At 43.1% G+C, this 13,622-nt stretch carries 13 protein-coding genes; 10 read left to right on the top strand and 3 right to left on the bottom strand.

Annotated elements, in window-relative coordinates; genetic code table 11:
- Nucleotides 1-99 precede the first annotated feature (99 nt).
- From opp3b to pepF, 9 genes are all read left to right on the top strand, one after another.
- Nucleotides 100-1,035, top strand: a complete 936-nt coding sequence (gene opp3b, locus J7I83_RS07320) for an oligopeptide ABC transporter permease (RefSeq protein ID WP_215100028.1) — start codon at nt 100-102, stop codon at nt 1,033-1,035.
- Nucleotides 1,035-2,063 (top strand): oligopeptide ABC transporter permease, encoded by a 1,029-nt coding sequence (gene opp3C, locus J7I83_RS07315; protein ID WP_215100027.1) that lies wholly within the window; start codon nt 1,035-1,037, stop codon nt 2,061-2,063. Before opp3b ends, opp3C begins: the two co-directional genes overlap by 1 nt.
- Before the next feature lie 15 nt (nt 2,064-2,078).
- On the top strand, nt 2,079-3,134 hold the full coding sequence (locus J7I83_RS07310; RefSeq protein ID WP_215100026.1) for an ABC transporter ATP-binding protein: 1,056 nt from the start codon (nt 2,079-2,081) through the stop codon (nt 3,132-3,134).
- Nucleotides 3,134-4,072: an ABC transporter ATP-binding protein gene (locus J7I83_RS07305; RefSeq protein WP_215100025.1), complete on the top strand. Its 939-nt coding sequence runs from the start codon at nt 3,134-3,136 to the stop codon at nt 4,070-4,072. The genes J7I83_RS07310 and J7I83_RS07305 overlap by 1 nt, the downstream gene beginning before the upstream one ends.
- A gap of 189 nt (nt 4,073-4,261) precedes the next feature.
- Complete coding sequence (locus J7I83_RS07300; RefSeq protein ID WP_215100024.1) at nt 4,262-5,470, top strand: putative glycoside hydrolase; 1,209 nt, start codon at nt 4,262-4,264, stop codon at nt 5,468-5,470.
- Between the two features lie 457 nt (nt 5,471-5,927).
- Complete coding sequence (gene spxA / locus J7I83_RS07295; RefSeq protein ID WP_006829729.1) at nt 5,928-6,323, top strand: transcriptional regulator SpxA; 396 nt, start codon at nt 5,928-5,930, stop codon at nt 6,321-6,323.
- A 242-nt stretch (nt 6,324-6,565) separates the two neighbouring features.
- Nucleotides 6,566-7,222: an adaptor protein MecA gene (mecA, locus tag J7I83_RS07290; protein ID WP_215100023.1), complete on the top strand. Its 657-nt coding sequence runs from the start codon at nt 6,566-6,568 to the stop codon at nt 7,220-7,222.
- Nucleotides 7,223-7,387: 165 nt separating this feature from the next.
- Nucleotides 7,388-8,509 (top strand): competence protein CoiA, encoded by a 1,122-nt coding sequence (locus J7I83_RS07285; RefSeq protein WP_285228680.1) that lies wholly within the window; start codon nt 7,388-7,390, stop codon nt 8,507-8,509.
- A 48-nt stretch (nt 8,510-8,557) separates the two neighbouring features.
- Entirely contained in the window at nt 8,558-10,363 is a 1,806-nt protein-coding gene (pepF, locus tag J7I83_RS07280) for an oligoendopeptidase F (RefSeq protein ID WP_215100022.1), read from the top strand.
- A gap of 867 nt (nt 10,364-11,230) precedes the next feature.
- Here pepF and J7I83_RS07275 read toward each other — a convergent pair.
- The 3 genes from J7I83_RS07275 to J7I83_RS07265 all read right to left on the bottom strand — a co-directional run bounded on the left by J7I83_RS07275 (nt 11,231) and on the right by J7I83_RS07265 (nt 13,115).
- On the bottom strand, nt 11,231-12,028 hold the full coding sequence (locus J7I83_RS07275; protein WP_215100021.1) for a ClpXP adapter SpxH family protein: 798 nt from the start codon (nt 12,026-12,028) through the stop codon (nt 11,231-11,233).
- Nucleotides 12,025-12,423: a globin domain-containing protein gene (locus J7I83_RS07270; protein ID WP_215100020.1), complete on the bottom strand. Its 399-nt coding sequence runs from the start codon at nt 12,421-12,423 to the stop codon at nt 12,025-12,027. Before J7I83_RS07270 ends, J7I83_RS07275 begins: the two co-directional genes overlap by 4 nt.
- A 104-nt stretch (nt 12,424-12,527) precedes the next feature.
- Nucleotides 12,528-13,115: a CYTH domain-containing protein gene (locus J7I83_RS07265; protein ID WP_215100019.1), complete on the bottom strand. Its 588-nt coding sequence runs from the start codon at nt 13,113-13,115 to the stop codon at nt 12,528-12,530.
- A 111-nt stretch (nt 13,116-13,226) separates the two neighbouring features.
- On the opposite strand from J7I83_RS07265, the gene J7I83_RS07260 reads away from it, so the two are divergent.
- A complete protein-coding gene (locus tag J7I83_RS07260) occupies nt 13,227-13,616 on the top strand; it encodes a UPF0738 family protein (RefSeq protein ID WP_215100018.1) in 390 nt (129 codons plus the stop codon).
- The last annotated feature ends 6 nt before the right edge of the window (nt 13,617-13,622 follow it).

Below are 13,622 nucleotides of genomic sequence, written 5' to 3'. Positions count from 1 at the left end.
AACCGAAAATTGACCATTTTCTGCTAAGTGATGAATGCTGCGAGTCCGCATTTTTCAGTCAACGGGCTTGTCAAATAGAATTAATTTTGGAGGTGCACTATGGCTAAGTATATTGGCAAGCGTTTAATTTATATGGTGATCACTTTAGCACTGATCGCTACTTTCACTTTTTTCTTAATGAAAGTTTTACCAGGATCCCCCGTCGCTTCCGCAGATAAATTATCTCCAGAACAAAGGGCAGTCGTAGAAGCCAGATATGGATTGGACAAACCGCTTCCGGTGCAATATTTCGATTACATGTTTGGCTTATTGCAAGGTGATTTAGGAATTTCCATCAACCAGTTTAAAGGCAAAGATGTTACGGATGTGATTTTAAGCCGTATGGGTCCTTCTGCACAAATTGGTTTACAAGGAATGCTATTGGGAACTGTGTTAGGGATCCTACTGGGAATGATTGCTGCTCTAAGGCAAAACTCCTGGGTTGACTACAGCAGCACATTCATCGCAATTGTCGGAATATCGATTCCTTCCTTCGTTTTTGCTTCGCTGCTGCAATACTGGTTCGGATTAAAATGGGGTTTATTCCCGGTTGCTTTGTGGAAAGACGGCTTTATGTCCAGCGTTCTGCCATCTATCGCATTGGCTATGTTCCCTCTAGCTACGGCGGCACGTTTTATCCGTACCGAAATGATTGAGGTTCTTGGCTCGGATTATATTACATTAGCTAAGGCCAAAGGGGCGAGCGGATCAGAGATTGCATTTAAACATGCCTTCCGAAACGCGTTGATTCCGTTGGTTACGGTTCTTGGACCAATGGCTGTCGCTATCCTTACCGGATCGCTTGTAGTGGAACAGATCTTTGCAATTCCGGGTATCGGGGAACAATTCGTTAAATCGATCATGGTCAATGATTTCGCCATCATCATGGGAACCACTCTCTTCTTCTCAGTATTCCTGATTGTGATAATCCTGTTAGTAGATATTTTGTATGGTGTCATTGATCCTCGTATTCGTCTTTCAGGAGGTAAAAATTAATGACTCAAAAAATTGATAAAATTCCCGAACTTCCGAAAGGTTCGTTTGAGCGGATTACATTGGATGCCCATCAAGCGGAACGCATCACTAAACCAAGCGTCAGCTTCTGGCAGGATGCCTGGTACCGTATCCGTAAAAACAAAGGTGCTTTGTTCAGTCTGATCCTATTCGGCTTGATTGTCATCATGGCATTTTTAGGGCCAGCGATCAGTCCATATGAGCCTAATGCACAAACGATTACTCACGCAAACCTGCCACCTAAAATTCCGGTCATTGAGAACTTAGGAATATTTGATGGTGTTGGTACTTTGGGCGGCCAGGAAGTCGACTTATACGAAATGAAAAATGTTGAAGTCAACTATTGGTTCGGAACTGATGGGCTTGGCCGTGATATGTTCTCCCGCGTTTGGACAGGGACTCAAGTATCCTTATTCATTGCATTTGTGGCAGCTGCGATTGACATGCTTATCGGGGTAATCTATGGAGGTGTTTCAGGATACTTCGGTGGACGCATTGATGACTTTATGCAACGGATCGTTGAAATTCTGACGGGTATTCCTAACCTGGTTGTGGTAATCTTGTTCATCTTGATTATGGATCCCGGGATACTGGCTATCATTATCGCTTTAACCATAACCGGATGGACCGGGATGTCCCGGGTTGTCCGTGGACAGGTACTTAAGTACAAGAGCCAGGAATTCGTTTTGGCTGCGCGCACACTAGGTGCGAGCGACAGCCGTATTATCTGGAAACATTTAATGCCGAACGTTCTGGGCGTTATCATCATCAACACGATGTTTACCATCCCAAGCGCTATTTTCTTTGAAGCTTTCTTAAGCTTTATCGGACTGGGGCTGCAGGCACCGGATGCTTCGCTTGGAACATTGATTAACGATGGTTATTCGTTAATTCAATTTTCACCGCATATTTTAGCATTCCCGGCTATCTTGTTGAGTTTAATCATGATTGCGTTTAACTTGATCGGTGACGGACTTCGTGATGCCCTCGATCCGAAGATGAAAGATTAAGGAGGAAAGTCGATAATGGAGAAAATTTTACAAGTAAAGGACCTCGAGCTTTCCTTTAATACCCAAGGCGGGGAAGTTAAAGCGATACGAGGCGTTAACTTTGATCTATATAAAGGCGAAACTTTGGCAATTGTAGGAGAGTCCGGTTCAGGTAAATCTGTTACGACAAAATCCATCATGCGGTTGTTGCCTGAAAGTTCAGCGGAGTTCAAAAGCGGTGAAATTCTGTTTGGCGGCCGGGATTTGACGAAGTTGAGCGATAAGGAAATGCAGAAGATCCGCGGAAAAGAAATCTCGATGATTTTCCAGGATCCGATGACTTCCTTGAATCCAACAATGCCGATTGGCCGTCAATTGACAGAGCCCTTATTGAAACACCAAAAAATTAGTAAAACTGAAGCGAAAAAAGTAGCGATCGATTTGCTGCGATTGGTAGGCATGCCAAAACCCGAATTGCGGATGAAGCAATATCCGCACCAATTTTCAGGCGGTCAGCGCCAGCGGATTGTTATTGCCATTTCACTTGCCTGCAATCCGAAAATCTTGATTGCAGATGAGCCTACAACTGCTCTTGATGTAACAATTCAAGCCCAAATACTGGAATTGATGAAAGACTTGCAGAAAAAAATCGATACATCAATTATTTTCATCACACACGATCTTGGTGTCGTAGCAAACGTAGCGGATCGTGTAGCGGTTATGTATGGCGGTAAAATTGTTGAAATCGGTACAGTCGATGAGATCTTCTACAACCCGCAGCATCCATATACATGGGGGTTGTTGAGTTCAATGCCATCATTGGATACAGAAGATGCAAAATTGTATGCGATTCCAGGAACACCACCTGATTTGCTGGATCCGCCTAAAGGAGATGCTTTTGCTCTTCGAAGTGAATACGCATTGAAAATTGATATGGAGCAAAATCCTCCGTTTTTTAAAGTCAGTGATACACATTCTGCTGCCACGTGGTTATTGCATCCGGATGCACCACGAGTAGAACCGCCTTTGACTGTCATTGAACGTATGAAAAAATTCCCAGGAAGCAGATATTATGAAGGGGGCGCGCTCTAATGGCTGAAAAATTACTGGAAATTAAAAACCTGAAACAGTATTTCAATATCGGTAAAGCTAATGAAGTCCGCGCGGTAGATGATATCAGCTTCGACATCTACAAAGGTGAAACTTTGGGCTTGGTTGGTGAGTCAGGCTGTGGTAAGTCCACTACTGGCCGCTCCATCATCCGTTTGTATGATGCAACTGATGGTGACGTTTTCTATGAAGGCGAAAATGTCCATGGCAAGAAATCAAAGCAGGAACTGAAAAAATTCAACCGCAAAATGCAGATGATTTTCCAGGATCCATACGCTTCGTTGAATCAGCGTATGAAAGTGATGGATATTATTGCTGAAGGTATCGATATCCACGGCTTGGCGAAAAATCAGGCTGAGCGCAAAAAGATGGTCTATGATTTACTGGAGACAGTCGGCCTTAACAAGGAACACGCCAACCGTTACCCGCATGAGTTTTCAGGCGGACAGCGTCAGCGCCTTGGAATTGCCCGTGCTTTGGCTGTAGATCCGGATTTCATCATTGCCGATGAGCCGATCTCTGCATTGGATGTTTCCATCCAAGCACAGGTTGTCAACTTATTGAAAGAACTTCAAGAGGAAAAAGGATTGACGTTCCTGTTCATCGCCCATGATCTATCAATGGTCAAATACATTTCAGACCGTATTGGGGTAATGTATTTCGGTAAGTTAGTGGAATTGGCGCCTGCTGAAGAGCTGTATAAGAACCCGCTCCACCCTTATACGCAATCCTTGCTGTCAGCCATTCCATTGCCAGACCCAAACTATGAGCGCAACCGGGTCCGAAAATCCTACGATCCTGCAGTTCATGACTATACTAAAGCTGATGATGTGCGGATGAGAGAAATCAGCCCTGGCCATTTTGTTCAATGCTCAGAGCGTGAATTCGAATCGATCAAAGCAGCTTCAGTGATCAATTAATCGAAGAACAGTGTCCTCAGGGGCACTGTTCTTTTTTTATAGTTTGCATGTGCCAGAGACAGTCATGTGCCAGGACTTCAATCGCTGGCACATGACTGTCTCAAATGCTGGATAGACCGGTAATTTCTTATTTCAATTTGTCAGTTAAATGATAGAATGGAAGAACAATGGATAAAGGGGTGTAGAGGGATGGGGAAGTCATGGAAGTGGCTGGCAATTTACGCAGCAAGCATCAGTTTGGTAAGTGCAGGAAGTGTATACGCAGCTGAGGAGGATAAGGCTCCTGATTTTACACAGCGAGCTTATCATACAGTGGAACTTGACTCACAGGTACTGGCATCATCGGAATTATACAAATTTGATTCAGGTTTGGATTTTAATTATCCCGATGCTGTTCGGGGTATTTTTGTAACAGCGCATTCTGCTGGAGGAGAACGGTTTGATTCATTGATCAATTTGGTGGATACAACTGATTTGAATGCGATGGTCATTGACGTGAAGGAAGATCTCGGCTATTTAACGTACATACCGGAGGAAAGCTCGCCTTTGGCAGAGCTTGACATGGGACAGCCTTTAATAAAAGACCCACGCGCAATGCTGGAAAAATTAGAGGAAAAAGAAATTTATCCAATCGCCCGTGTTGTGGTTTTTAAAGACACGGTATTGGCGGAACAAAAACCGGAACTGACGTTTATGGATGGAGAACAGGTTTGGAAGAATAACCGCGGAGACTCATTTGTAAATCCATTTCTTCAGGAGGTATGGGATTATAATGTCCAGATTGCCATCGAAGCGGCAAAACTTGGATTTAAGGAAATTCAATTCGATTATGTCCGCTTCCCGGAAGGTTTTGAAAACCGGGCCGATGATTTAAGCTATTCATTTGGCGACTATGCAGATTCTGATGCTGACCCTGTGCAGAGAAGGGTGGAGGCGGTAACTGATTTTGTTGCTTATGCAAAAGAACAATTAAAGCCTTACGGAGTGGAAGTATCGGTTGATATTTTCGGCTATGCTGCAACTTTGCCGGAAGCTCCGGGCATCGGTCAGAATTTTTCAAAGATTTCCGAAAACGTGGATGTCATCTCTTCTATGATTTATCCAAGCCATTGGACTTCTTATTTTGGAATCGATAAACCGGACCTAGCACCCTATCAGCTCGTTGCTGAATATGCCAAGGTGGAAAACCAAGTATTAGCTGCCTTGGAGAATCCGCCTGTCTCACGGCCGTGGCTGCAGGATTTTACCGCAAGTTATCTTGGATCAGGCAACTACATGAGATACGGCAAAGTGGAGGTGGAAGCTCAAATCAAAGCCCTGCAGGATAACGGGATTGAAGAGTTTCTTCTATGGAACGCAGGCAACTCCTATTCGCCAGGTGTAGATTACACACCTTAATAGCTTGAAGAGGAATTGTTCCCATAAGAATGGGGCAACAAGAATCGATAGACTATAGAACTGATCCGCGAGAAACGCTCAGCGGGATGTGTCCATAAAAAAACGAGTAATCAGGCATATATTTGCGGATTATATGAAACTATTTTGGTTTTTAAACGTATTATATAAGTATAAAAGTATTTTCAAGAAGAAAACGTAACTGAGAATAAATAAATTCATTTCGGAAGTTTACGACACTCGAAAAAGGGGTAAATTTAAGTTATATAGTTGTGAAAGTATAACGAATATATAGCTATTATGTGACAAAATGATTGATTTTTAATTTTTTTCTTGCTAAATACTATTAAATTCATTCCATACATTGTATAATGAATGTAGAGCCTCTAAACTATAATGATTCTAATTTGAAAAAAATTAAACTGATTTTCAAGAATCCGAAAGGAAGTGCTCCACTATGATGGTTACACTATTTACTTCTCCAAGCTGCACATCTTGCAGAAAAGCGAAAGCTTGGCTTGAGGAACACGAAATTCCATATACAGAACGCAATATTTTTTCTGAACCACTGACAATCAGTGAAATTAAAGAAATTTTACGCATGACTGAAGACGGCACAGATGAAATCATCTCTACCCGTTCTAAAATATTCCAAAAATTGAATGTAGATGTTGAGAGTTTACCGCTTCAGCGTTTATATGAGTTAATCCAAGAGCATCCAGGCCTTTTGCGCCGTCCAATTATCATGGACGAAAAACGCTTGCAGGTCGGCTACAATGAAGATGAAATCCGTAGATTCCTTCCACGTAAAGTTAGAGCTTATCAATTGCTCGAAGCTCAGCGAATGGTGAACTAACAATAAGCACATCAGCTGCCCGGTCTTTATGGTATTTCATAAGAGATCCTGGGCAGCTTTTCTTTATTTAATTAGTTGCATAAATCTGCTAAGTGAATTAAACTCTATGTACTTGTAACTTGTCTTTGGGGACAGGCATAAACTTTTTCTTTATCAACAAAAAAAGTTATACTTGTAAAAAGCAAAACAGCACGGCTCTGAGGAATGTTCTCTTAGTCCAAACCGTAAAGGAGAGGTGTAAAATGGAAATCGAACGTATCAACGACAACACAGTTAAATTTTACATTTCCTATCTCGACGTTGAAGAGCGAGGGTTTAGCCGTGACGAAATCTGGTTTAATAGAGATAAAAGCGAAGAGCTTTTTTGGGAAATGATGGATGAAGTCAATGAAGAAGCCGATTTCGTAATGGAAGGTCCACTTTGGATCCAAGTCCAGGCTATGGATAAAGGTCTTGAAGTTACAGTAACACGTGCTCAATTAACTAAAGATGGGCAGAAACTTGATTTGCCTGATGATATAGAAGAACGCCGTAAAATGTTTGCAAGTGAAGATGCGGCCACTACAGAATTTGATGAGTTTGAACCGGTTTTCGATGAGCCAGATATTAAGAAACTTGAATATACATTTGTTTTCTCGGAAGTGGAAGAGCTGCTGCCGATTGCACGACGCCTGATGTACGTGCCGATTGAATCTGCAGTTTATTATTTCGAGAACAAGTATTACCTTTACACAAGTTTTGATGAAGTCCTCCATTCGGAAGAAGACATCAAAAATAATGTCAGCATCATCACGGAATACCTGCGCATCTCGCCGGTAACGGTTCACCGTCTTGAAGAATACGGCAAATCGATTTTTAAAGAAGATGCACTCTCAAATGTACTTCATTATTTTGGCTAAGATCTCCTTTGCAGGAGGTCTTTTTCTTACGGATTCAAGACCCAAAAAGACCTTCGACCTCCACTTCACCTCTACTATAAAAAAATAGTAGGATAAACCAATGCCTTGGTTCGTCCTACTAATCTTAGTATGTTTTTATTGCCAAAAGCTTTCCTGTTCCATATAATGGAAAAAAGGAGAGTGATCTGTATATTAGTAGCCAAAACCGCCCGACAGGAATTTTTTTATTTAACCGGAAAGCACACTCGAACAGAACTTCAGGAGATTCGTTTGCGGGAACAGTTTTTTTGTCCTTCCTGCCAGGCTCCACTACTTTTGAAAATTGGAGAAATCAATATCCCTCATTTTGCACACCAGACGCTTTCGCTCTGCGATAATTTCAGTGAACCCGAATCCTCTCTTCATCTTCAAGGAAAACTTCTTCTTTATCAATTCTTCCAACAGCTGGACTTCAAAGTCGATTTAGAAAGCTATATCCCTCAAATCCGTCAGCGCGCAGACCTTTTGGTCAGTGGGCAGTTTGCCATTGAATTTCAATGCAGCAAGATACCAGTCCCACAGCTCAACCAACGTTCAGAAGGCTATCGAAGGCTGAATATACAGCCTATTTGGATTAAAGGCTTAAAAGAGCCCTGCTGTGAAGAAATCGGGTTGATCCGATTGGGAACGCATGAGGTCGAAATGAGGCAAGGTGCTGATCAGGCTCTCTTCATTCTCTTGTTCCACCCGCTGGACAATCGATTTTATTATCATTCGAATTTGTTTTATGTGAGTTCGAATCGCTGGGTGGGGAAAACCAAATCGATTCGAGCAAGAAACCAAATCTTTCCTTTCGCTGTCCCGAAACCTCTGACAAAAGAGGAATTTAACGTGGTGCTTGGAATTTTCCGGAATGTCAGGCAGCGGTACACCCGAAGTCAGCTGTACAATGAAAACCGAATAAAAAGTTTGTATTGCCGTCTGTGCTACGAATTGCGTTTGGATATGACGAATTTGCCGGCTTTTTTCGGAATTCCTATACTCGGTGCCGAATGCCTGAAGCAGCCGGCGGTATTATGGCAGTTGCAGGCAGTTGCAGCCTGGGAAAAAGGCGTTTCGGTGGATACGCTGATCGCTTCTGGAAAACTGGTGTTATCCAATCCGGCCCATGCTTCTCAGGCCGTGGCATTGGTTTCAGAATATCTGGCCATATATATGACGTTGAAGGATGGTTCTTCGAAAGATTCCAGCCTTTTGGATATTGCCTATGATAACTATTGCAAAAACTTGCGAAAATTGAGAAAATAAGGTGTAGTTCGTTTCCCGAAAGAATGGGACAGAGGAGGAAATTAAACGGTGAATAAAGTATTGGCAAGAGAAGAAGTTCCGACAGAATTGACGTGGAAATTGGAAGATATATTCGAAACCGATGAACTTTGGGAAAAGGAGTTTGCCGAAGTTTCAGCTATCGGCGACAAAGCAGAATCGTATCAGGGAAAATTACAGGAAAGCGCTGAAGCCCTTTACGAAGTGCTTGTTTATAAAGATGGATTGACAGAGCGGTTGAGACGTCTTTATACGTATTCTCATATGCGCTACGATCAGGATACGACCAACTCGAAGTACCAGGCGATGGACAGCCGTGTAAAATCTTTATTTGCGAAAGTATCCGCCGGCTTGTCGTTCCTGACGCCCGAAATTTTGGCTTTGGAAGAGTCTGTACTGAACGGCTATGTAGAAAGCCATGAAGGCCTAAGGCTATATAAGCAAGCGCTTGAGGAATTGAATTCGTTGCGTCCGCATGTGTTGCCGGCAGAGCAGGAATCCCTGCTTGCTCAGATGTCTGAAGTAAGCCGAGCGTCTTCAGAAACTTTCGGCATGCTGAACAATGCTGATCTGGAGTTTCCGGAAATAGAAGATGAATCAGGCGAAAAAGTGCAGATTACGCATGGCAATTACATCCGATTCCTGGAAAGCAAAGATCGTCGTGTACGGGAAGATGCATTTAAAGCGGTTTACGCGACTTACGGCAAATTCCGCAATACCTTTGCTTCCACGCTGTCGGGCAATATTAAGCGCGATAACGTCAATGCACGGATCCGTAAATTTGAATCGGCACGCCAGGCAGCTTTAGCTGATGATCATATTCCAGAAGCGGTATACGATAACCTGGTGGAGACCGTTAATAACAACCTTCACCTTTTGCACCGCTACGCAGCATTGCGCAAGGAAGTTCTTGGAATCGATAAAGTTCATATGTGGGACATGCACACGCCTCTTGTCAAAGAAGTGAAGATGGACATCCCATATGAAAAAGCCACAGAAATCATGCTTAAAGGGCTTGGCGCTCTGGGCGAAGAATATGTAGGCATTGTCCAAGAAGGCATCGACAACCGCTGGGTGGATGTGAAAGAGAACAAAGGAAAGCGCAGCGGAGCATATTCATCGGGCGCTTACGGAACCAATCCTTATATCTTGATGAACTGGCAGGACAATGTAGATAATCTGTACACTCTGGCGCATGAATTCGGCCACAGTGTCCACAGCTACTATACACGTGCAAACCAGCCTTACGTCTATGGGGATTACTCGATTTTTGTAGCAGAAGTGGCTTCGACCACCAATGAAGCTTTGCTGAACGAATATATGGTAAACTCCACTGAAAACGATCAGGAGCGTATTTATTTATTGAACCACTGGCTGGACGGATTCCGTGGGACGGTATTCCGCCAGACTATGTTTGCTGAGTTTGAACACATGATGCACAAAATGGACCAGGACGGCGAAGCATTGACAGCCGATCGCCTGACAGAGGTCTATTTTGAACTAAATCAAAAGTATTTCGGCCCGGATGTGGCGGTCGACGAAGAAATTGGTTTGGAATGGGCACGAATTCCACACTTCTACTATAATTATTACGTTTTCCAATACGCTACAGGCTTTAGCGCAGCTACAGCATTGAGCAAGGGGATTCTTGAAGAAGGACAGCCTGCTGTGGATCGCTATATCAATGAATTTCTGAAGGCAGGAAGCTCAGATTATCCAATTGAAGTGCTGAAAAAAGCCGGAGTCGACATGACGCAGTCAAAAGCTGTTGAAGAAGCCTGCAAAGTATTCGAACAAAAGCTGAACGAACTTGAGAAACTATTGCTGAATAAATAAAAATGGAAAAGAAGCTGACTTTGTAAGTCGGTTTCTTTTTTTATTTTAATATAATTAATTAAGAGCGAAAAGAGACAGGTATAGCATTAATTATGACGAATTTGTGAAAGTACCTGTGAATTATTGCATTAACTATTATCCCGTGATAAGATTATGTTGTGAAATAAATCACATACAAACATACACCCCTTTGTTTGAGCGTGAACATTTCTCCCATCCCCTTTGTGTAATATAGAAAGGCGCCTTCCGGACGTGGAAGGCGCCTTTCGCTTTGGTGTAAGAAAAGGGGAAGCAGCCATTAAGACCCGACAAGCGCTGGAGGCCTTACCAGTAATGGCGTTCTGCAGCCATTGTTGGTAAGGGTGAAGCGACTCGAGGGGCTGGCTGCTGAAGTCTGGACAATAAGAAAAGCGGAGGTGCCCGTGGAGATTCGACGGGCATAAGACGATCTGGCGAAGCGGCGTTCTTCAGCCGCACAGCCAGAGTGGCTTATGACCCTAGAATCTGCGCGCCGGAGCTGGACAATAAGAAAAGCGGAGGTGCCCGTGGAGATTCGACGGGCATAAGACGATCTGGCGAAGCGGCGTTCTTCAGCCGCACAGCCAGAGTGGCTTATGACCCTAGAATCTGGGCGCCGGAGTCTGGACAATAAGAAAAGCGGAGGTGCCCGTGTAGCTCTGACAGCCAATTTATAGAAGGCTTATTTCAGTTAAATGGATATATTTTCTGGTTATACGCAAATACTTTCTAGTTCGAGTCAAATACTTTCCAAAAGAAATCAATTACTTTCTAAACCCACTACAATATTTCCCGAAGCCAAATCTAAGCCCTAAAAAAATAACCTGTCTCCCACAATGGGGAGACAGGTTATTTTACTTTCCATAAGGTTTCTTTAGGCATACAAATGCGCTCGAGCTTTTGTTGGAGAACTTGTTTTTTTAGTTCGCATTCTGCGGTTTGTTCGGAAATATTGTATATAGAAGCAATTTCTTTGGTTGCCATAGTCGAGTATTTGGTGAAAAGATCATCCAAGGATGGTGGGGTCTGCCGGTTCAAGCTTTCTTCCCCCAACATTTCCTGTAAAATTGTTTGATAAACATCATAAGAATAAAGTCCGGATATTTTAACGCCTTCATCTTCAATGCATTCATTGAAAAAAACAATGCTTGGTACTTCATTGATTTCCATTTCACGGGTTATCTGTAAATCGCATTGGAAAGCTTTTGCGGTGTGTACAGAATGGAAATCCAATTTGAATTCTTCCTGATCCAGTTCTGCTTCTTCCGCTATTTCCAATAGGACGCTGTAAGAAGAGACGTCTTTCGACTGAAGGAACAGCTGCTCCTGCAATTTATGCAGGAACCGGTTTCCAGAACGTTTTCCCTGAAGCTCTGCAGCTTTGATTGCGACAGAGGGCAAAACAGGATGGGTCAAGTTGTCGGTATCGATATTTGCGGAAAGTGTTGCTTTATTTAAGTTGAATAGTTGTGTACTCAATACAGTACGCATGGAAAAATAATGGCCGTATTCAATCTGTAATTTTCGGATAACTGCCTGTAGCTCCCAGCAATCCGGATTCAAGGGATCTACAAAAACATACAGCTCCATTGGTTTTAAAGAATTCGCAGGTTCGCGAATTTCCTGGGCCAAATCTAGATTGCTCACTCCAACTCCTCCTCACTATCAGACGCATTGATCATATGATGTGCAGTTAAAACAAGTCGATTGTATAAGGTTTCACGGAATATCCCGTTTAACCCCACATCGTCCATTGCTTCACTCATGCACTCAAGCCAAGCCTGAGCTCTAGCAGGCGTAATTGCGAATGGGTGATGTCTTGCTTTAAGTCTCGGATGGCCATGCTCTTCTGAATAAAGATTCGGACCACCTAAGTATTGGGTTAAAAACTGTTTTTGTTTACGGGCGGTTTCTGAAAGGTCATTTGGAAAAATAGGCTGCAGCTTTGGATGTGCCGCTACGCGAGCATAAAATGCATCGACTAACTGTGATAATGTCTCCGCACCAATCTCTTCGTACGGAATAATCGGTTTTCCAGTCATCATCGTATCTCCTTTGCTTTAGCTGTAAATTCATTCTAACAACGCAGCCCGAATATCTCAAACAAATCGATTGAGTAGCTGGTAAAATTTAGGTTTTAAAATTGTTAATCTATGGAACGGGCAGAAGCGGAATCCATGAAGCGTGCGATTTTCTTTTGTGCTGAACGTTCCGGAATCTCTTGCTTCTGCAGGAAGGACAGGAAGCGTTCCAGGCCTGTTTCGGCGTCTGTCACTTCAAATTCCAGTTCGAAATCTTCCTGGCCGTTGTATTCGGAATGATCGATCACCAATAAGCCACCCAGGTAATCAAATTCCACCCGGTGCGTGGTCAATGTGCCGATTGTCGTCAACTCGGCAATCGCTATATCCAGTGTTTTCAGAGCATCTGCAACTTCAGCTGCTTCGAAAGTTTTTAGATCGAGCATCCGGCGCGCCTGCTCTTCGGTCAATTTATCGGTGATTTCGTAATGTCCAACAGGTGCAGGGGTTTTCAGCGTGCATTCAAAGCGGCCGCTTTTGTTCCGGATGCGCAAGGCACTGCGCTGATCTTTTAATTGAAAATCGGCAGTATCAAAATAATGGTTATGCTGGGTGACGGGGCCGTTATGAAAAGCGGCGAAATCTTCCAGCAAACGTCTGTACTCTTCTTTTGTCAGCATGTTTTTAAATTCGATTTCGAGTTCTTTTGTCATGGGAAACACCTCTCTATTAACTTCATTATCGGATAGTTTAGTGTAAACTGCAACGAATGGCAGAGCTGTGTTAAAATATCATTATTAAGAAGCAAGAAAGGAAGTATCGATTTGCATAAATTAGTAGCGATAAACAGAACTGAAATTACTGAAAACGAAATTGAATTCTTCATTGAAGAAACTGAACCAGCTGAAGCACTTGAAGCTTCTGGCCAAATGCTGACAGATTCCGACAACCAGGCGTTTGTTTATTTGCTGGATACGGGTACTGACTATATATATGTTCAGTTTGATGTACATACATGGCCAGCGTTGACCAAAGCGCTGCAGCTAAAAAAAGTTCCGCTTCTGACATGGGGGAAACAAATCATGCCACTGGCAGATTTTCATGAAGAATTATGGATGCTGGTGGAAAACATCGAAGGCAACGACAATTACGGAGAAACTTTCCGTACGGCTGTAGAACATGCATTTCATGAGGCGCTTGCTTCAAGATCTTAAAAGAAG

The organism is Planococcus sp. ISL-110, from assembly GCF_018613575.1.
GTDB lineage: Bacteria > Bacillota > Bacilli > Bacillales_A > Planococcaceae > Planococcus.
This window is presented reverse-complemented; position numbering and strand designations above follow the sequence as displayed.